This window comes from Amycolatopsis sp. NPDC114504, assembly GCF_055633595.1.
The window spans coordinates 191333-209988 of sequence record NZ_JBVKDU010000007.1 but is presented as its reverse complement, the minus strand read 5'-3'; the positions used below and the strand labels follow the sequence as shown (position 1 = coordinate 209988).

The window sequence follows — 18656 nt, the reverse complement described above, 5'->3', positions numbered from 1 at the left end:
GCCCGCTGACCTGGTCAACTCCGGGCCGCCTCCGGCACTATGGAAGGACCCGGAGAACGGAGTCGCTGCAGATGACCGAGCCCCACGTATGGCGGGCCCGATCCGCAGACCTGCCTCCCTTCGCCGCAGCCCTCGGTGACGGCGGATTCCTCATCGATCGATGGCTGCGCCAGCGGAAAGACCGGGGAGTCCTCTTCTTCGCGTGGCTCGGTCCCCGCCCGGCCGGCGCCGTGTACCTGTGGCTGGAGGAGGCCGAGGAGCCACCGATCCGGCGGCACCTGCCGGGCGTCCCCCTGCTCACCCACCTGCAGGTTCACCCCGAGCTGCGCAACCGCGGCGTCGGCGCGGCCCTGGTCGACGCGGTGGAGGACCACCTCGTCGAGCTCGGCCACGAGCGGGTCGCCCTGGCCGTCCGCACGGACAACCCGGCCGCGGCCCGCCTGTACCGCCGCCTCGGCTACGAGGACTGGGGCCACGGCATGGTCACGTGCTACGCGCAGGTGAGGCTGCCGAACGGCGGCGTCCTCGAAGTCCCGGAGCGCTGCCACGTCCTGGTCAAAGACCTGGCCGTGATCACGCCGGCACCGCGGGGCGAGCTGGGCACGATCGGCGTCTCAAGCCGGTACTGACCGGCTGCCCGGGGTGGCCGCGTCCAGGGTGGCCAGCGCACCGTCGATCCCCAGGCCGCCGCGGTGGTCGCGCCGGAGCTCGCGGATGTGCTCGCGCCACCGCACGCAGTCGCTCTGCCAGGCCCGCAGGTAGCGGACGCACATCTGCGGGGTGATCAGGTGGCTGCGCCCGATCGACGCCTTGAGCGCCGCGACCATCCTGGCCCGCTGCCCCGGTTCGATGTCCGAGGCAAGCACCCGCTCGATCGTCGTGCTGATGATCCGGCGCCGCTCGGGCAGGAACTCGCTCCAGTACCGTTCGTCGGCCTGTGCCAGGCCCCGCCCGTTGTCGAGGAGGCCGAACACGCCCTCCGCGAGGGTGTCGCCCAGCTCCTCGCCGCGAGCCCGCCGGGGGTCGTTGTACGGGTCGTAGTCGTACTGCCAGGCGGTCCCGACGACGGCCGACGGCCGCAGCCGCAGCCCGTCGAGGAGGAAGAACCAGTCCTCGTTGTAGATGTTCGGGAAGAACGAGGAAAACGCGGCTTCGCCGACGACGAGCGCGCCCCCGCCGATGAACACGTCCTGAGTGGCGCCGACCTCACGGAGTGCGTGGCAGACCACCGAGTTGTCCTTCATCCCGGCGTTCGCCAGGCCGACGACCGGGTGGTCGGCGAGCAGGCCCGCCGCCGCTGCGAGATCGTCCGGCTGGGGCAGGACGATGTCGTCGTCGAGGAAGACGATCCGCTCCCACCCGGCGAGGATCGCGAGGAGCAGCCCGAGGTTCCGCTTCAGGCTCGTGTCGACCTTCCGGTGGAACTTGCCGAACTTGAGCAGGTTGTCGGTGGAGAATTCGGGGACGATCCCGGGGGGCAGCAGGTCGACGTCGACGGCCGTCACCCGGACGCCCTGCCGTTTCGCGGCCAGCGCCGCGCTCGAAGCGTTCGCGCGCATGCTGCACAGGAGAACCAGGTGCGCGTCCAGGAGCTTCGCCGCGTTGATGGCCTGTTTCAGGTACGCCGCCGGACGTCCGTTGGGCACGATGATGGCGTCCACGGTCGCCGACGGGGCTTTGGCCGAGTCGAAGTGGGCCAGCAGGTCCTGGTGCGATTCATGCTGCCGCGCGTTCACCCGGCGGCCTCGGGCCACTCGTGGAGGCGGTTCTCCTCGAGCGTCCAGTCGGGAGTCAGGCTTTGCCCTCCGATGACAGGCACCCGGCTGATGACGCTGAACGAGTTCGCGTCGCCGAACCGCTCACGGAGGTAAGCAGTGTTCCGGTCCAGGAATCGGGCGTCCGTCAGCGCTCGCACCGCGCCCAGCGTTCCCCGACCGTACATACCATTGCATACGGTCACAGTGCGCTTCCGGTTGAACGGAGATACGCCCCGGTAGAAGTGTGCGACGTCTTCCAGCAGGTGGCCGTTGCCGTCGAGAAGCGGCTCGATCAGCTTCGACCGGCCGCCTTCCTCGACCCGGAACCCACCGTGCTCGGCATCCACCTCACGGCCGACCTGTTCCACCGGCAGATCGGCCCGTCCGATCACGTCCAGCGTCACGCGGTTGAAGTCGACTCCCCCGAGCAGGACGAGGTGGCTCGTGTAGTCATCGGGTTCGAGCGCGTCGCTGGTGCGGAAGGTGACCGGATTCCCGGGGTTGCGCGCCCGGATGTGGCCGTACAGCTCGATCAGCGCGTCGGGATCTTCGTAGGTGTACAGCGACACGAAGTCGGGGCTCTCCGGGTCCGCGTAGCTGAGGTGGCGGCGGTACTTCTCCGGGAGCGGGGCGCAGACGATCGTAATCCGCTGGTCCGGGTCGTCGAAGGTCCAGAGCTCGGTCACCTGGGACTTCGCCGCGACGGGTTCGTCGCCTTCGCGCAGCCAAAGCAGCTCGTCCAGCAGGCCCTTGCGGCGGTCGCGTTCCTCGTCCGTCAGCGCCTCGAGGGGCAGGAGGCCGAAGCCACCCTCCAGGGAGCGTCGCGTCGCGAACAGGGTCGCGTAGGCCTCGAGTCGCCTGATCGGCGGGCGGATCGGGTTGTCGGCGTTCTCCCAGGACGAGATCAGCGAGATGCTGAGCCCGCCGAGCGCCTGGGCCAGCTGGGCCTGTGTGAGCCCGACGTCGGGCCACTGCTCCTCGCGCAGCCCCTTCAGGCGGCGGGCGAGCGCCCGCGGCGCCATGCGTTGTGACACGTCTCCGCCACCCTTCAGAGATTTTCAGAATGTCTGGAGGGATGCGACTGTACTCCCTGGGACTTCATCAGCAGCCGACGACTCTCCAAACCGGAGACTGAAACGCAACATCACCTCAAAATTCCTCGCACCAAAAGGGTATCGCCGATTCAACACGGTTGATCCAGGGTACTCCAGCCTCTACAGTGAACTTTACTGAACTTCAGTTCACACCTGAAGGCAGGAGCGGCTGATGAGTAGTCCAGCGGACATACCCCGGCACCGGGCCATCGTGGCGGTCGACATCGAGGGATCGACCACCCACACGAACTCGGTGCGAGCCCTGCTCCAGAACGTCCTTTACCAGCTGCTCGAAGAGGCCTTCACGGTCGCCGGCATCGGTCGCAAGCACCGGGACGCCTTCGTCGACCGCGGCGACGGCATGCTGTGCTTCGTGCGGCCGTTCGATCGAGTGCCCGAAACAGTGCTGCTCGCCGCCGTCGTCCCGGCGCTGGCAGACCTCTTGGACGATCACGCCCACAACGTTCCCGAGCTCGCCTTCCGGCTGCGCGTCGCCGTGCACGCCGGTGACGTGCAGTTCGACAGCCGCGGGCTGTACGGCGAGGACGTCGACATCGCCTGCCGCCTCGTCGACGCTCCCGAGCTCAAGCGACGGCTGCGGGCAACGTCCACGCCGCTCGCGCTCGCCGTCTCGCGAGAAATCCGCGACGCCGTCGTCCGCCACGGCCGTTCCGGCATCGACCACGCCGCGTTCACCCAGGCCGCGCCCATCAAGCTCGGCGAAGAACGGCTCTGTGCCTGGGTCTACTCGCCCGCAGCCGGCGCGACGCAGGAGAGACCGACCGCCTAGGACCGACCGGCCCCGGCCGATCGCCGAGGCGGATCCTTCTGCCGGAAAGGCGAGCACTCCAGCGTCGCGGTGGTGCTGCTGCCGGCCGAGTGCAAGGTCGTCGTCGAAGTGCACGGCATGGGGGATGTCACCGGCGAGCCGGCCGTGATGGACGCGCAGCCGCACAGCTGACGCAGCCGGCCGTCCACAGCCGGAGAGGCCGATGACCGCGGCGATCTCCCGCGAGTCCTGGGTGCGCGCGACGCGCGAACTGAGGCGTCAGGGCGTGATCAGCACCGGCAGAAAACAGGTGACGATCCACCGCCTGGCTGAACTTCGACGACTGGCGAGCTGAATACGCGCCTTCTGTGTCAGCTGACACAGAAGGCGCGGCGAGCCGGAGGTTTCCTGGATCACGGGCAGAGGAGGGCATTCATGGACCCCTACATCACCGCACCGCGCCAGAGCCGCTGGCGGCGAGGCGTCTACGCGGCCGGACTGGTCATCCCGTTCACCGCCACGCAGGTCTGGGCACTGCTGGTGCTGCTGCGGCTGGCACCGCTCGACGGTCTGGTCGGCCAGGCCTTCTGGCTGGTCCTGCTGGGCTCGGTCGTCGCGATCTGGGCCGGCTGGCGCTGGACCTACAAGCTCGGCCGGGACCGCGACCGCAGGCCCGAGCCCGCCCCGAAGACCCGGATCCCGACATGACGCCCGGGCTGGCGATCGTCGCGGCCCTCGTGGCCGGCATCGCCGCCGGACGTCTCTCGCGCCACCTCGGCGGCTTCCTCCGCCGCCGGCTGACCGGAAGGAACACCGAAATGACCAGCAGGCAAGCGTCGTTCGCCGCCCGGCTCTACCACTGGCGGTGGGAGATCCTGGCGATGACGCTGCTCCCCTACGCCCTGGTGACGTTCGCACTGTGGGCCGGCGCGCTGTGGACGTCGGCGGTCTTCGCCACCGCACTCGGCTGGGCGTTGCTGCGCCGCCGCCAGGTCCGGACCCGGATCCAGGCGGTCCGGCTGCAGCACCGCCTGCGCGCGGCGTTCCCGCTGCTGCGCCTACCGGGCGGCCGCCTCCCGGCGATCCTGTGGAGCCGTCCCCGCGGCGGCGACGTGGTGGTGTCGCTGTTCGGCCGCGAAGCGTTCGAACACCTGCACCGCAACCGCGCGGTCCTCGCGGCGGCGTGCGCGGTCCCGGAGGTGTACGTGGACCGCCACCCGAGGTACGCGAGCCTCGTGACGCTGACGATCAGCCCGACCGAGGCCCCGCGCGAGCGGACGGTCCTGCCGAGCAACGTCATCCCCTTGCGGGCGCACAGCTAGATCCCCAGCACCTCGGTGACCAAAGTGGACAGTTCACCGCCGTGCCACGAACTGGCCGAGAACCGCTCCTGGGCAATGCCGCGCCAGGGAGCGGTTCCCTTCGTTATCGCGGGTTCCGGGGTGAGCTTGCCGATGTCCTGCACCGCGATGCCTTCTTCGGCCAGCGTCTTCTCGACCTGACCGGCGTCTTCGGCCACCACGACCAGGCCCCAGTCACCCCAGGTCTCGGCGAGGTCGAACGGCGCGACAGCACACTGGGCGGCCACTTCGGCCACGGGCTCGTTGAGGTCGAATTCGCCGGTGACCGTCGCGCCGAGGCTGTTCGCTTCGCACAGCGTGCGGACCGTGGCGAACAGGCCGTCGGAGACGTCCATCGCCACCCGTGCGTGCCCGGCCTTGGCCAGCACCTGGCCCGCCTTCAGCTGGGCCATCGGACGGCAGGCGCGGTGCCAGATCTCGTCGCGCGCCGAGGCCGGGAGCGTCGCCCGCCCGGTCTCCAGCAGCGCCGCGGCCCAGAGGTATCCGGGGGAACCGACCAGCAGCAGGCGGTCGCCCGCCTTCGCGCCGGAGCGCCGCAGCCTGCCGTCCGGAGCACACTTCCCGATCGCGGTGGCCGTCAGCTGCATCGCCGCACCGTCCCGCAGGTCGCCGCCCGCGACCTTCGTCTCATGGGCGGCGCAGCAAGCGTCGACACCGTCGAGCAGTCGCTTGAACGCCGCGACCGTGGTCGTCTTGGGCAGGGTGTAGTTGACGACCAGGCCCAACGGCTCGGCCCCGGCGGCGGCCAGGTCGGACAGGTTGATCGTGGCCAGCAGCCAGCCGGCGTTGTAGAGGTCGGGTTCGCGCAGGAGGTCGACCACCGGCGTCGGGCAGCTGTCGGTGGTCGCGACGAGCTCGCTCGGCGTGTCCACCGTCGCCAGGAACGCGCTGTCGTCGCCGAAACCTTCGGTGCCGCCGTACCTCGGCCGCAGGATTTCCCGCTGGATCCGCTGCTCACCCAGGTCGCCGAGGGTCGGCTCAGTCGTGCCGGACATGATCCGCCAATCGGGACGCGACGACCGCGTGGTCGCTCGAATAGTTGTGCGGCATGGCGCCGTAGGACCGCTCGCTCCCGGACGAAGCGAACAGCATCAAGTTGCAGATCCGGGCGCCGGGATACATCAGGACCGGATGCCGGAGGTGGTTGACGATCTCCAGCGTCAGCACGGCGCCGGTGTCGCGGCCGAAGCCCGGGCTGACCTGACCGCAGAGCACCACGCTGATCCCGAGCCGGGCGTAGTCGCTGATCCCGTCGACGAGACCGGCCAGGTTCTCCGACAGGCCGATCTTCTCCAGCGTCGGCGCCAGGACGACCTCGCCGGGTTCGACGGCCAGCCGGCCGCTCGCGTCCAGGGTCTTCGGGGCCAGCTCGGGGTGGGTGGCGCGGTCCGCGACATCGACCGGCCCGGTTGTCACCAGGGAAAACGCCTCGTGCCCGAGCCGCAGGCTGAGCGCTGCCGGCCGCACCAGCGCGGCGTCGAACGGATCGACCCGCAGCTCGCCGCTCGCGTGGGCCCGCCGGATGGCCCGGTCGGTCAGCACGCCGTGCTCGTACCGCTTCACCCGCATCATGGTGCGGCCTCGCCGTCGAGGTTCGCCAGTACCGCGGTCACGAGCTCGACGAAGTCTTCTTCGCTGAGGTCGAAGTTCGGCTGGTCGTCGCTCTCCCCCGGCTCGCAGTAGACGACGGTGGTGGGCGTCCGGCGGGGCCCCTGGACCACGACCGTCGCGGTGAGCCCGGCGTCGACCGGCCGCACCGTGTGCACGATCGAGGTGTCGCACGTGTAAACGTCGCCGCCCTGGACGTGCGGCGACGCGCGGCGTTTGAGCCGCACCTCGCCGTCCGAGACCAGCGCGGCCGGGTTCGCCGGGTCGGCGCCGTAGCGGAACCGCCCGAAGGGCTTGCCGCCCTCGGCGGTCTCGGTGAACTCGACCATGTGCATGCCGGTGCCGGCCAGCACGTGGGAAGCGAACTCCCAGCGGTGGCTGTGCGGGTTGGACTCGCCGCGGGACACCGTTTCGCTCTCCGGCCAGACGTGGAGCCGGACGCGGAACTCGGGTTCGACGCCGGTGTGGAGGACGATCTTCGCGAAGCCGTTGGGATGCCAGTACGAGCGTTTCGCGATCTCCGCGACGGCCGGGGCGTCGGCGGCCAGGTCGCGCAGCCAGTCCGCGAACGCGCCGCGATGGGCGCGGAGGTACTCGGCTGTCGCCCCGAGCTGGTCGAGGCCAGGCCGGGAACCGTTGCCGCGCAAGGCTTCCGCGAGCTTTCTTGGAAACGGGTGGTCGCCGTTGACCACCGGAGGTGTGGTGCTCATCGTGGGTGGATCTCTATTCTGCGACTGGCGGAGGCTGGAACTGCGGCGCCGGGAAGGCCAGTGCGATCGCACGCAATGCCGTCACGGCGTCCAAGGTCATCCAGATGGGAAGGTCGCCACTGCCCCAGGCCCACAGGCCCCGAGAGGGTTCGTAGCGTTCCCAAAGGGAATTGAGCGCGCGGCTCAACCTGGCCACCGGCACTTGTGGCGCCTCGGCCAACGCCTGGAGGACCCAGGCGGACGTGAAGTGCTTGATCGTGATCCGCACATCCGGCTGCCCGCCCGGCTGCGCCAAGGCGAGGTCTTCCGACACGCCGTCATCGGGGTGCACCCGCTCGACGAGCCACCGGGTGCCGGTTTCAGCGGCGTCACGGACTTCGTCGCTGCCGTGCCCCGAGCGCAGCAGCTCGCGCAGGGCGACCACCGCACGCGCGGTGTGCGCGGTGGACGGCTCCGGCGCGACCAGCCCCTCTTCCTTCTTCTCGCCCCACAGCGGGACGCCGTCGAAGTCGAGCCGGGCCGCGAGGAGGTCGTCCGTCAGCCGCCGGGTGAGCGGGGCGTCCGGACCGAGCCGGACCGAAGTGCGCAACGCGGCCGCGAGCAGGAACGGCCGCGTCCGGGCGCGGTCGTCGAGCGAGTGCTCGAGGTGGGCCAATCCCTCCTCGGCCGAAAGGATGGTGCTGGCCTGGAAGAGGGCGCCCACGACCGCCGCCGTGACTTCGGGTCGGCGCCCTCCCGACCGGCCTTGCCAGCCGAACTCCGAACGCTTCGCGTAGAGATCGTCGACGAGCGCATGTAGGTCGATGTAGGGCTCGCCTACCACGACCATGGCCGAGATCCCGTAGGCGGTGGCGAGCGTCGTGTGCGCACCCCGCTTCTGGAGGTTGTGCCGCCAGCCGACCGGACGGCCGTCGCCGTCGCGGATCAGCTCCTCGGCGAGGGCGGCCCCGGCCCGGCGGAAGACCTCGAGGAGAGACCCGCCCGTGGTCAGGGTCCCGGCGGTCGCGGGGCCGGGCGAGCGGGCCGCTTCGGCCATCTCGACCAGGGAATTCGCCGCTCGGAAGTGATCGTCGAGCAGCCGGGCGTTCTCCGCCGACGGCAGGTAGCGCCCGGTCTCCCACTGCGTCAGGTTCGCGCGGCTCACGCCGACGACCCGGGCCAGGTCCGCCTGGGTCTGCCCGGCGGCCTTGCGCAGCCGGCGCAACTCGGCGCCGACGTCCTCCGCCGTTACCACATCAGTACCTATCGACCGTGCCCCGGTCGACGTAGAATGTAGGTAAGCACTCGACACCGGTCCTACCTACTCAAGTAGGCAGACGTAGGGAGGTGACAGAATGTGGACACAGAGCGCACTCTATCCCACCGGCGACTCTTTGTTGGTGCGGACTGGGGCCGACTCGCCCGAACGGGTTGAATCCCCAGCTCGCGGACCCCCTATTCGTCGCACCGAGTCGCGACCACGCGCAGCTGGGGCACTACGCAAAGTGCCCGGCGGCCTCCCCGAGCCGCCCGTGGGCGCCCCTTCCGGGCCGCCCGTCCGAGTCCGTGCGGAGTCGCCGGGGGTGTCACGATGCAAGACCACAACCTACCTACGTCCCGCGAGCCCGGTTGGTTCGACCGGCTGGTGCTCCGCATCGGCGAATGGCTGTTCGCCGCCGACGAAGACGCCCGCGCTTCCGCGCGTGGCTGGGAGGTCCGGCGCGGGGCCCGCGGCACCCGCGTCTACCGGGACCCCCGCTGGGACACCGTGCACGCCTGCGCTTCCTGCGGCGGCCACGGGCTCACCCGCACCGACGGCGTGGCCTGCCCGGCCTGCGCCGGCACCGGAGTCGTCCGCTCGGCGCCCGCGGTCGCGGCCGCCGAGACAGGGAAAGGAGCACGGCCATGACCCGCGAGCACCACGCCACCGAACTGGCCCGGCAGCTGACGCACGTCAAGCGGCCCAACCCCCTCCTGTGGCTGTACCACTGGCGTTACGAGATCCTCGCCGTGACGGTCCTGCCCTACGTCCTGATCACCGTCGCCCTCCAGCTCGGCTTCGTCTGGTCCCTGGTCGCGCTGGTGGTGGCGTTCAACTGGGTCTTCTACTGGCGCGCGGCCCGCCGCCACGTGCGGGGCCGGCTGCGCGCGATCGTCGTGCAGCACCGCCTCCGCACCGGCTTCGCGGGCGCGCGGATCTGCACCGTGGACGGCCGCCGCCCGGCGATCCTGTGGACCCGCCCGGTCGACGGCGACATCATGGTCTGGCTGTTCTGCCCGGCGGGCATCGGGTTCGAGCAGATCCACGCGGGCCGCGCGGTGCTGGCGGCGGCGTGCTTCGCGACGGAGGTCTACGTCGACCGCCACCCGAAGTACGCGGCGCTGATCACGCTGACGGTCTGCACCACGGCGACCCGGCGCGAGCCCGGCCGCGCGGTGTCGCCCGGCGAGGTCGTCCCGCTGCGGGCGCACAGCTGAGCCCCGGCCCGGCGTCCACCCGGTGGGCGCCGGTCCGGCGCACAGCAACCGCACAGGGCGATCACCAAGGCGGGACCGCGTTCATTCCGCCGGCGGTTCCTCGTCCTGCCGAGGGAGCCGAATTTGTCCTCAGGATGGTCGTCGGAGGGGTGCCGGACAGTACGCGGGCCAGGGTGACGATCAGCGCCAGACCGCAGCTCAGCCTGGCCGCGCACGTAACCGTGAAATACTCGCCCGTTCCTCCACGCCGGTCCGGCGCACAGCAACCGCACAGGGCGATCACACGATCACCAAAGCGGGGCCCGCGACCGTATGAGGCATGACAGCCACCGCCTCCGCAGCACGGCCCGGGACCGTCCCGGTCGATCTGGCCGGTCCGCAGCCCGTCCTCGACGTCGTCATCCCGGTCTACAACGAAGAGACCGACCTCGAACCGTGCATCCGACGGCTGCACGCGCACCTGGCCGAACACGTCTCCTACCCCTACCGGATCACCGTCGCCGACAACGCGAGCACCGACGGGACGCTGCGGGTGGCCGAAAGACTCGCCCGGGAGTTCCCCGAGGTCGCCGTCCACCACCTCGACGAGAAAGGCCGCGGCCGCGCGCTCAACGCCGTCTGGCGGGCCTCAGACGCCGCCGTCCTCGCCTACATGGACGTCGACCTCTCCACCGATCTCGCCGCGCTCGGGCCGCTCGTCGCCCCTCTTCTCTCGGGGCACTCCGACCTCGCCATCGGCAGCAGGCTCGCCCGGGGCGCGCGCGTCGTGCGGGGGCCGAAGCGCGAGTTCATCTCCCGTGCCTACAACCTGATCCTGCGCTCGACGCTCGCCGCGAAGTTCAGCGACGCGCAGTGCGGCTTCAAGGCCATCCGCGCCGACGTCGCCCGCGAATTGCTGCCGCACGTCGAGGACACCGGCTGGTTCTTCGACACCGAACTGCTCGTCCTCGCCCAACGGGCCGGCCTGCGGATCCACGAGGTGCCCGTCGACTGGGTCGACGACCCCAACTCGTCGGTCAACATCGTCAAGACGGCCACCGCGGACCTCAAGGGCATCGCCCGCGTCACGAAGGCCACCTTCACCGGCGAGATCCCGATCAGCAGGTTGCGCGAGCAGCTCGGCCGGCAGCCGATCGGGGTCGACGCGCCGGGGGTGCCGCCGCGGCTGGTGACGCAGCTCGTGCGGTTCGCCGCCATCGGAGTCAGCAGCACGCTCGCCTACCTCGTGCTGTTCCTGCTGCTGCGGACCGTCGTCGGCGCGCAGGCGGCGAACTTCACCTCGCTGCTGGTCACCGCGATCGGGAACACCGCGCTGAACCGGCGGCTCACCTTCGGCATCCGCGGGCGCTCCGGCGCCGGGCGGCACCAGTTCGAAGGGCTGATCGTCTTCGGCCTCGGCCTCGCCCTGACGAGCGGATCGCTGGCCCTGCTCAACGGATCCACCACCCCCGGCCTGGTCCTGGAGATCACCGTCCTCGTGCTGGCGAACCTCGCCGCGACGGTGCTCCGGTTCCTGCTCCTGCGCGGCTGGGTGTTCAACCCGCGCCGCCAGGCCGCTACCCAGAAGGAGTTCTGATGACCGCCGTCCTTTCCGACCCCGTGACGCAGGAACCGCGTCACCGCAAGGAATCCGACGCACACGCGCCACCGCGTGGGGTCCGCCCGTCGGTGTTCGGGCTGCTGGCCGCGACCGCCGTGCTGTACTTCTGGAACCTCACCGCGTCCGGCTACGGGAACTCCTTCTACGCCGCCGCCGTGCAGTCCGGGACGCAGGATTGGAAGGCCTGGCTGTTCGGGTCGCTCGACTCGGGCAACGTGCTGACGGTCGACAAGCCGCCCGCGGCGCTGTGGGTCGCCACGCTCTTCGCGCGGATCTTCGGGTTCTCCAGCTTCACCGTGCTGGCCCCGCAGGCGCTGATGGGCGTCGCGTCCGTCGGCATCCTCTACCTTGCGGTGAAACGGACTTCGGGCCCGGTCGCCGGGCTGATGGCCGGCGCGATGCTCGCGCTCACGCCGGTCGCGGCGCTGATGTTCCGGTTCAACAACCCGGACGCGCTGCTCGTGCTGCTCATGGTCGCGGGTGCCTACTTCGTCGTGCGGGCCACGGAAAAGGCGAGCCCCAAGTGGCTCGCGCTGGCCGGCGTCGCGATCGGGTTCGGCTTCCTGACGAAGATGATGCAGGCGTTCCTGGTGCTGCCGGCGTTCGGGCTGGTGTACCTGATCGCGGCGCCGACGTCACTGGGCAAGCGGCTGCTGCACCTCGGCGGCGCGGTCGCGGCGCTGGTCGTCTCGGCGGGCTGGTACATCGCGCTGGTCGACCTCTGGCCGACGGCGTCGCGGCCCTACATCGGCGGGTCCGAAGGGGACAGCCTGCTCGAACTCGCCTTGGGCTACAACGGGTTGTCGCGGATCTTCGGCGGCGGCGAGGGTGGCGGCCCCGGCGGTGGCGGCGGCATGGGCGGCAACACCGGCTTCGGCGGCTCGTCCGGTCTCTTCCGGATGTTCGGGTCGAGCTTCGGCACGGAGATCTCGTGGCTGCTGCCCGCCGCGCTGATCGGGCTGGTCGCCGGGCTGTGGTTCACCCGCCGCGCGCCGCGCACCGACCGGACGCGCCTGGCGCTGGTCCTGTGGGGCGGCTGGCTGGTCGTGACGGCGGTGGTGTTCAGCTACATGAGCGGCATCGTCCACCCGTACTACTCGGTCGCGCTCGCCCCGGCGATCGCCGCGCTGGTCGCGATCTCGGGCCGCGCGCTGTGGCAGGGCCGGGACAACCTGGGCCCGCGGGCGACGCTGGCCGGGATGGTCGTGGCGACGGCCGTATGGTCGTTCATCCTGCTCGACCGGACGCCGGACTGGTTCCCGGCGCTGCGCTGGATCGTGGCGGTGCTGGGCGTCCTGGCCGGAACAGTGCTGGTGATGGGTGTGCCGACCTTCCGGAAGGCGGCCACGATCGTGGCGGCGGCGGTGGTCCTGACGCTCGGTGTCTCCACCGCGGCCTACGGCGTCGAGACGGCGTCGGTGGCGCACAGCGGCTCGATCCCGACTTCGGGGCCGACGTCGAGCGCGATGGGTGGCGGCATGGGCGGCGGTGAGGACTCGTCGTCCAGCGCGGTCGGCGAACTGCTGGCGAAGACGACGACGAAGTGGGCCGCGGCGACGACGGGCTCGCAGAACGCGGCTTCGCTGGAACTGGCCAGCGGCAAGGCGGTGATCGGCATCGGCGGCTGGAGCGGCTCCGACCCCGCGCCGACGCTGGACGAGTTCAAGGCGTACGTCGCGGCCGGCGAGATCAAGTACTACATCGACGGCGGCCGCGGCGGCGGCCCGGGCGGCGGCTCGTCGGAGATCACCGCGTGGGTGACGGCGAACTTCACCGCCACGACGGTCGACGGCCAGACGGTCTACGACCTGCAGAAGTGACCTTCGGGGCCCGGGCTTCCGCGAGGAGGTCCGGGCCCTTTCACGCGATCCCCCGGGCCTCGCGGACCAAGGTGTCACGGTGGACGCCGCGGAAGACCGTCGTCTCGACGAGGGCCTCGAAGTGCCGGTAGCCACCCAGGGCTTCCGCGTCGTCGAACGCCTCGGCGGCGGCCGCGGTGCCGTGGCCCCCGCACCCCGCGACGATCACGACCTCCGCGGTCGCCGGGGCGAACGGGCTCGCGGCGCGGATGACCAGGCCGTAGTCGACGCGCGGAGCACCGGCGTCGTCGTAGCGCGGCGAGGCCGCGAAGCCGGACTTGCGGTCGTACACCGAAGAGCCGTGCTCGGCGAACCCGAGCGAAAGGACGCCGTCGAGGCGTTCGAGGACGGTTCCGGTGAGGGAATTGCCGTCCGGGCCGCCGATGAGGATGAGATCTTCGCGAATCTCGTCCTCGGTGAGCTCGTGGGCCTCGACGAGCCGCACCGCCGACCCGAGCTGGGCCTGCAGCTCGACGGCGGCGAGCAGGTCGCCCTTGTCCACCATGCCCGTGTGGTCACCCAGGCCGAACACCATCAGCGGCCGGGAGTCGTACGACGCTGCGCCCATGGCCGGCTCCTTCGGGTCGTTCCCCGAATGTCGTCGCAGGTCAGCGGCACGTTACGACCGGAGGCGCAGGTGGTGCCCGACGTCGCCGACGAGGTCGACCGCGGCCCGGCGTTCGGTGAATCGCCACCCTTCCGAGGTGCGGGTGAAGCGGTCCGCGTACCGGCCCGCCGCGATCGTCTGCAGCGGCAACCCCGGCGCCGCCTGCAGCACGGTGAAGTAGGCGCGCCCCGTCGCGGTGTCGCCGGACACCTCCAGCGCGATGTTCGTCGTGACGTGCTTGGTGCGCGGGGTCCCGTCCTCGTAGACGATCACCGAGTCGCGCAGCATGCGCGCGACTTCGGCGCCGCGGAAGGTGCCGCCGCTGCCCACGAACGCCCCGTCGGCGAACAGCGCGCCAACGCCCTCGAAGTCCCCCGCGTCGACCAGCGCGGCGTACGAAACGACCAGGTTCTCGAGCGCGCGGTAGTCGTCCACGGGGAACGATCGTACAGAGAAAGTATGGAAACCTTCCGTACCGTGGCGGCGACGGCGGCAGGGGGCCGCCGACGGGGGTGAATCCATGACGCTCGATCGCAGGAACCTGCTCAAACTCGGTGCGGGCGCGGCCGTCGCGGTCGCGAGCACCGCGCTCATGACCGGCACGGCCGAAGCCGCGACGACCCTGCCGCCCGTGCCCGGCATGCTGGGTGACCGGAAAGCCAACGAACTCTGGTACCAGCTCGACGAAATCGCGCTGTACCACCCGGCCCAGGAGGTCCAGGACGCCTACGCCGTCCTCTTCCCCTTCATCCAGCAGAACGCTCCGCAGGGCCTGCCCGCGAAGTGGCGCGAGCTCAATCTCCAGCCGGGTTACCCGCACAACTACGCCGAGTTCGTCAAGCCCGTCGAGCAGCCGCTGCGCACGCTGTCGGCGCTGCAGCTCGGGAACTTCGACCGCTTCTACCGCGGTGACGAAGAGGGGCTGACGAGAGCCTTCGCGGCCTTCGGGCAGGGCATCCTGTTCGATCCGCGGCGGGCCGACGTCGAGTCCGAAGTGCACACCATGGACGGCGATCCGCCGTCGGGCTACCACTTCTGGCACTCCGTCCAGCGCGCGCAGATGGTGCTGGACATCGATCGGCGGCGCTGGGCGCGGATCACCCCGATGCTCGGCTTCGCCTGGGCACTGCAGTCGATCGCGCGTCCCGACCACCGGCACGTCAACCCGGGTCTGCCGCGCGAGCGGGTCCGCGCCCAGGCCCGGTACTGGCTGCCGCGGTCGACCGCCGAGCTCGACCGCGACTTCCACTCCTCGCCCTACCCGGACAGCACTCGCTGATACGCCGCCCGCAGCACCGGGCCCGGCGCGATCCCGAGCCGTTCGTCGAGGATCCGCCGGCCCCGGTGGTACACCGCCACCGCGTCCGCCGGGCGCCCGCTGGCGCAGAGCGCGGCCATGAGCAGCGCCCGCGCGCGTTCCCGCAGCGGATGCTCCAGCACCAGGCCGGTGGCGTCCGGCACCGCCCGCAGGTGGTCGCCGGTCGCCACCTCCGCCTCGATCCGGCTCTCCAGGACGGCCAGCCGGAGCTCCTCGAACCGCGCCGACTCCCCCGCGCGCAACGGTTCGGCGATGCCGGCGAGGACCGGACCGCGCCAGAGGTCCAGCGCGGCGCGGAACAACTCCGCCGCGTGGCCGGCTTCGCCCGCGCGCAGCTCGGCGTGGCCGGAAGCGGACAGCCGCTCGAACTCCTCCGCGTCGACCGTGCCGCCGTCCGGCGCCAGCAGGTACCCGCCACCCGACCGGACCAGCCGCGCGGGCCGCCCGAGTCCCTTGCGCAGGCGGGAAACGTACGTGCACAGCTGCGCGTCGACCGTCGACGGCCGGACGCCTTCCCACAACAGGGAAATGAGCCGCTCATCGGGAACCACCCGTCCGCGCGCGAGCAGCAGCGCCGCCAGCAGCGTCCGCGGTTTCCGCCCGCCGAGCGCGGCCGGGCCGCCGTCCGCGCGGATCACCATCAGCGGCCCGAGAATCCGGAACTCCATGCCCCACCCCGTTCCCCAACCTACCCGGACCGACACCGCCGGCACAGGAAAGTCTCAGACGGAACACAGGTAACGCGCGGATCATGGAGGACAGAGGGGACGAGGAGGCCGCGATGATCACGACACGACCGGAGTACCCGCGCTGGCACACCGCGAGCGCCCAGGGGCCGCGCTCGCTCAACGCCGATGCCGTCGGCGCGTACGCCGCGGCCGGTGGCCCCGGCATCGTGTTCGCGCTCGCCGACGGCGTCGGGGACGAGCCGGCCGCCGCGCGGGCCGCCCGCACCGCCGCCGCGGCCGCCGCCCGCACGCCGGTCCACAAAGGACCGGTCGAAGCCGTTCTCGCCGCGCAGCGCGCGGTTCGCGAGCAGACGACCGGCGACGCCGTGCTCGTCGTCGCGATGCCGGCCGAGTACGGCGGGTACCGCATCGCCTGGGTCGGCGACGCCCGCGCGTACGCCTGGGACGGCACCACGCTCGGCCGCCTGACCACCGACCACACGCTCGCCGAGTACTTCCGCGCCCGCCACCAGCCGGTGACCCCGCGGATGGAGCACGTCGTCACCACGAGCGTCCGCACGACCAAGCCGGAGGAGATCGGCACGGCGGAGACGTCGGGCGCGGGGCTGCTGCTGACCAGCGACGGCATCCACAAGCCCCTCGCGAGCAGCGGCATCCGCGCGGTCCTGGCCCGGCCGGGCACCGGCGCGGCCGAGCTCGTCGAGGCGGCGCTCGCCCGCGGTGGCTCGGACAACGCGACCGCCCTCTACGTCGAACCCCTGGAGGCCGACAGCACGACGGTGCGATTTCCCGTCGCCGCCTAGCGCTCCCGAATGAGCTGCCGGTACTCGCGCAGGACCAGGACGATGATCACGACGTCGAGCGCGGCGAAGAACGGCAGCGCGATCGAGTGGGTGTGGACCGCCCGGAAGATCTCGTAGACGACGAACGCCGCGAGGATCAGCGCCGCGACCGGGTACGCGCGCACGATCTTGCGGGCAAGCGCCCAGACCAGGCCGAGCTTGATCAGGCCGTGGGCCAGGAGGTAGGCGACGGCGAAGGTCTTCGTGTCGCCGCGGAGGAAGTTCTCGGTTGCCGACTGCAGGTGGCGCGCGAGGGTGCCGGACGGGTCGCCTAGCAGGTCGCGCGTGATGACCGCGTGGGTGAACCCGCTGACGGTCGAGGCGGGGATGAACGCGAGAATCAGCGCCCCGACGACCTGCAGCGCGCCGTCGAGGCCCTTGATCGCGATCGCGACGCGGAAGAACTTCTCGGTCGCGGTCGTCTTCGTCTCGGACATGCCCCCAGCTCAGCACGAACGGCAGGCCGGCGCACGTGGAGGCACCTTTCGCGTCGTTCGTGCCGGGCTGTCCGGCACGTCCTGGCTGAGCGCTCGTAGGAGACGACGTCTTTCGGCCACACCGTCGGCTCACGCGGGGCCTCGGTCGACGTGTGCCTGTGGGACAGCACCGGCAGCGCGCACGCTCGGGTGGTGATGAACGAGATAACGAGCCCTCCGCGCAGCTACAGGGAGTATCATCGCAGCACTCTGGGCACTACTTCATTTACAGAAGGTGGCGGTGACGGTGTACCCAATCGAGCCGCGGCCTACGCTGGCCCGCCGTCTCAAGGCACTCAGAGAGGCCAGCTGGCCCGGGTTGGTGATCACCCAGAACCAGCTCGCCCAAGCGTTCGGTGGTCTGAGCGTTTCGCTCATCTCGTCGTGGGAGAGCACGGAGAAGACCGTTCGTCCGCCGGTGAAGCGGCTCGAGGCGTACGCGACCCTATTCGCGACGCGACGTTCCCTGAAAGGTGACATCGTTCGCCTCCTTGCCTTGCACGACCTGACGGACGAAGAGCGGAATTACCGCAACGAGCTCTTGGAAGAGTTGTTGCAGCTGCGCAAATCCTTCAATTCGGCCGCGACCGACGTATGGACCTTCCCCGAAGGGGAGGATATCACCATCGTCTGCGCCGGACTACCCCGTAAGCTGCGGAATCACCTCGGTTACACGAACCCGGAAAGGGGTGAATTCGCCGCTCTCCACACCTATGCCGACCCGGATGCATTGATCGAACTTTTTGGACATATTCGCGCGCGAAACCCCGGAAACAAAGTCAAATTCCACACGACCGAGGATTTGACACCCGACGACTACACGGCACACCTGGTACTTCTGGGTGGCGTCGACTGGAACATCGTCACCGCCGCCGTGATCGAGCGCGTCGACTTGCCGGTCAAGCAGATAGTCCGCGATGACAACGAGAAGACCGGCGGATTCTTGGTGCAACGTCCCACTGGGAACGAGCTGTTTCGTCCACGCTTAGACAAAGAGGGTCACCTGATGGAAGACGTGGCACATTTCTACCGCGGAATAAGCCCGTTCAACCAAAAGCGCTCAGTAACCGTGTTCAACGGCATGTACCGTCGTGGGACACTGGGGGCGGTACGCGCCCTCATCGATCGCGAGTTCCGGGACGGTAATCGTGACTACCTTTACAAACGTTTTAACACTGGGGGGCCGTACAGCATCATTAGCCGGGTGCAGGTCGTCCGCGGGCGGGGCCTGACGCCGGACTGGACCCTCGAGGAAAACCGGTTGCACGAGTGGCCTGAGACTGACGCGTGAACACAAGGCAAAACGGATTTCATCAGAATCTGCTCACCCAAGCCGAAACACCGGACGCTCCACGGCCGGAAGCGGAGAGGATGACCGTCCCCCCTGGGCGGTCGGGGGCGTACCTGAACCATCGCTAGGGCGAAGCGGCTGAATACTCCTTCCAACCCTCGCAACGTCGCAGCAGATCGTCTTCCTTTTCGACGAGGATGCGACTGCGGTCGTCAATC

22 protein-coding genes are annotated in these 18656 nt (G+C 70.3%); 12 read left to right on the top strand and 10 right to left on the bottom strand.

The genetic code is table 11. The annotated features are described in order from the left end of the window. The first annotated feature begins 71 nt into the window (after positions 1-71). A complete protein-coding gene (locus tag ACZ7PG_RS47755) occupies positions 72-629 on the top strand; it encodes a GNAT family N-acetyltransferase (protein ID WP_470245879.1) in 558 nt (185 codons plus the stop codon). Here ACZ7PG_RS47755 and ACZ7PG_RS47750 read toward each other — a convergent pair. Both ACZ7PG_RS47750 and ACZ7PG_RS47745 read right to left on the bottom strand, forming a co-directional pair. Continuing rightward, on the bottom strand, positions 615-1736 hold the full coding sequence (locus ACZ7PG_RS47750) for a hypothetical protein (RefSeq protein ID WP_470245878.1): 1122 nt from the start codon (positions 1734-1736) through the stop codon (positions 615-617). The two genes, ACZ7PG_RS47755 and ACZ7PG_RS47750, sit on opposite strands and share 15 nt — an antisense overlap. Continuing rightward, a complete protein-coding gene (locus ACZ7PG_RS47745) occupies positions 1733-2791 on the bottom strand; it encodes a helix-turn-helix domain-containing protein (protein WP_470245877.1) in 1059 nt (352 codons plus the stop codon). Before ACZ7PG_RS47745 ends, ACZ7PG_RS47750 begins: the two co-directional genes overlap by 4 nt. 232 nt (positions 2792-3023) lie before the next feature. Here ACZ7PG_RS47745 and ACZ7PG_RS47740 point away from each other — a divergent pair, with 232 nt between their 5' ends. The 4 genes from ACZ7PG_RS47740 (at position 3024) to ACZ7PG_RS47725 (ending at position 4942) form a co-directional block, all read left to right on the top strand. Beyond that, positions 3024-3641, top strand: coding sequence for a nucleotidyl cyclase domain-containing protein (locus ACZ7PG_RS47740; protein WP_470245876.1), 618 nt, complete (start codon positions 3024-3026; stop codon positions 3639-3641). Positions 3642-3843: 202 nt separating this feature from the next. Beyond that, positions 3844-3975 (top strand): helix-turn-helix domain-containing protein, encoded by a 132-nt coding sequence (locus tag ACZ7PG_RS47735; RefSeq protein WP_470245875.1) that lies wholly within the window; start codon positions 3844-3846, stop codon positions 3973-3975. Between the two features lie 80 nt (positions 3976-4055). Beyond that, positions 4056-4328 carry a hypothetical protein gene (locus tag ACZ7PG_RS47730; RefSeq protein WP_470245874.1) on the top strand — a complete coding sequence of 91 codons (273 nt, stop codon included), beginning with the start codon at positions 4056-4058 and terminating at the stop codon, positions 4326-4328. After that, on the top strand, positions 4325-4942 hold the full coding sequence (locus ACZ7PG_RS47725; protein ID WP_470245873.1) for a hypothetical protein: 618 nt from the start codon (positions 4325-4327) through the stop codon (positions 4940-4942). Before ACZ7PG_RS47730 ends, ACZ7PG_RS47725 begins: the two co-directional genes overlap by 4 nt. Here ACZ7PG_RS47725 and ACZ7PG_RS47720 read toward each other — a convergent pair. From ACZ7PG_RS47720 to ACZ7PG_RS47705, 4 genes are read right to left on the bottom strand one after another with little or no spacing between them, the layout of a single operon-like run. Next, positions 4939-5976 (bottom strand): thiamine-phosphate kinase, encoded by a 1038-nt coding sequence (locus ACZ7PG_RS47720; protein ID WP_470245872.1) that lies wholly within the window; start codon positions 5974-5976, stop codon positions 4939-4941. The genes ACZ7PG_RS47725 and ACZ7PG_RS47720 overlap by 4 nt on opposite strands. Then, on the bottom strand, positions 5960-6544 hold the full coding sequence (gene dcd / locus ACZ7PG_RS47715) for a dCTP deaminase (RefSeq protein ID WP_470245871.1): 585 nt from the start codon (positions 6542-6544) through the stop codon (positions 5960-5962). Before dcd ends, ACZ7PG_RS47720 begins: the two co-directional genes overlap by 17 nt. Positions 6545-6549: 5 nt before the next feature. Continuing rightward, on the bottom strand, positions 6550-7299 hold the full coding sequence (locus ACZ7PG_RS47710) for a hypothetical protein (RefSeq protein ID WP_470245870.1): 750 nt from the start codon (positions 7297-7299) through the stop codon (positions 6550-6552). A gap of 13 nt (positions 7300-7312) precedes the next feature. Next, on the bottom strand, positions 7313-8533 hold the full coding sequence (locus ACZ7PG_RS47705; protein WP_470245869.1) for a helix-turn-helix transcriptional regulator: 1221 nt from the start codon (positions 8531-8533) through the stop codon (positions 7313-7315). A 336-nt stretch (positions 8534-8869) separates the two neighbouring features. Between ACZ7PG_RS47705 and ACZ7PG_RS47700 the strand changes: the two genes are divergently transcribed. The 4 genes from ACZ7PG_RS47700 to ACZ7PG_RS47685 all read left to right on the top strand — a co-directional run bounded on the left by ACZ7PG_RS47700 (position 8870) and on the right by ACZ7PG_RS47685 (position 13176). Beyond that, entirely contained in the window at positions 8870-9187 is a 318-nt protein-coding gene (locus ACZ7PG_RS47700; RefSeq protein WP_470245868.1) for a hypothetical protein, read from the top strand. Further along, entirely contained in the window at positions 9184-9756 is a 573-nt protein-coding gene (locus tag ACZ7PG_RS47695) for a hypothetical protein (protein ID WP_470245867.1), read from the top strand. The genes ACZ7PG_RS47700 and ACZ7PG_RS47695 overlap by 4 nt, the downstream gene beginning before the upstream one ends. A gap of 319 nt (positions 9757-10075) precedes the next feature. Beyond that, a complete protein-coding gene (locus tag ACZ7PG_RS47690) occupies positions 10076-11332 on the top strand; it encodes a bifunctional glycosyltransferase family 2/GtrA family protein (RefSeq protein WP_470245866.1) in 1257 nt (418 codons plus the stop codon). After that, on the top strand, positions 11332-13176 hold the full coding sequence (locus ACZ7PG_RS47685) for a glycosyltransferase family 39 protein (protein WP_470245865.1): 1845 nt from the start codon (positions 11332-11334) through the stop codon (positions 13174-13176). The genes ACZ7PG_RS47690 and ACZ7PG_RS47685 overlap by 1 nt, the downstream gene beginning before the upstream one ends. A 40-nt stretch (positions 13177-13216) precedes the next feature. Here ACZ7PG_RS47685 and ACZ7PG_RS47680 read toward each other — a convergent pair whose 3' ends face one another. Together ACZ7PG_RS47680 and ACZ7PG_RS47675 are read right to left on the bottom strand one after the other, a co-directional pair. Next, the gene (locus ACZ7PG_RS47680) at positions 13217-13783 is read right to left on the bottom strand and encodes a hypothetical protein (protein ID WP_470245864.1); all 567 of its coding nucleotides are present in this window, start codon (positions 13781-13783) and stop codon (positions 13217-13219) included. 51 nt (positions 13784-13834) lie between these two features. Further along, a complete protein-coding gene (locus ACZ7PG_RS47675) occupies positions 13835-14257 on the bottom strand; it encodes a nuclear transport factor 2 family protein (RefSeq protein ID WP_470245863.1) in 423 nt (140 codons plus the stop codon). Between the two features lie 85 nt (positions 14258-14342). On the opposite strand from ACZ7PG_RS47675, the gene ACZ7PG_RS47670 reads away from it, so the two are divergent. Beyond that, positions 14343-15101 (top strand): hypothetical protein, encoded by a 759-nt coding sequence (locus tag ACZ7PG_RS47670; RefSeq protein WP_470245862.1) that lies wholly within the window; start codon positions 14343-14345, stop codon positions 15099-15101. On the opposite strand, the gene ACZ7PG_RS47665 is transcribed toward ACZ7PG_RS47670, so the two are convergent. Continuing rightward, entirely contained in the window at positions 15080-15808 is a 729-nt protein-coding gene (locus ACZ7PG_RS47665; protein ID WP_470245861.1) for an AfsR/SARP family transcriptional regulator, read from the bottom strand. The two genes, ACZ7PG_RS47670 and ACZ7PG_RS47665, sit on opposite strands and share 22 nt — an antisense overlap. Positions 15809-15921: 113 nt before the next feature. On the opposite strand from ACZ7PG_RS47665, the gene ACZ7PG_RS47660 reads away from it, so the two are divergent. Further along, a complete protein-coding gene (locus tag ACZ7PG_RS47660) occupies positions 15922-16632 on the top strand; it encodes a PP2C family protein-serine/threonine phosphatase (RefSeq protein WP_470245860.1) in 711 nt (236 codons plus the stop codon). Here ACZ7PG_RS47660 and ACZ7PG_RS47655 read toward each other — a convergent pair. Next, positions 16629-17108 carry a DUF2127 domain-containing protein gene (locus tag ACZ7PG_RS47655; protein WP_470245859.1) on the bottom strand — a complete coding sequence of 160 codons (480 nt, stop codon included), beginning with the start codon at positions 17106-17108 and terminating at the stop codon, positions 16629-16631. The genes ACZ7PG_RS47660 and ACZ7PG_RS47655 overlap by 4 nt on opposite strands. A 274-nt stretch (positions 17109-17382) precedes the next feature. On the opposite strand from ACZ7PG_RS47655, the gene ACZ7PG_RS47650 reads away from it, so the two are divergent. Beyond that, positions 17383-18438 carry an XRE family transcriptional regulator gene (locus ACZ7PG_RS47650; RefSeq protein WP_470245858.1) on the top strand — a complete coding sequence of 352 codons (1056 nt, stop codon included), beginning with the start codon at positions 17383-17385 and terminating at the stop codon, positions 18436-18438. Positions 18439-18656: the final 218 nt, after the last annotated feature.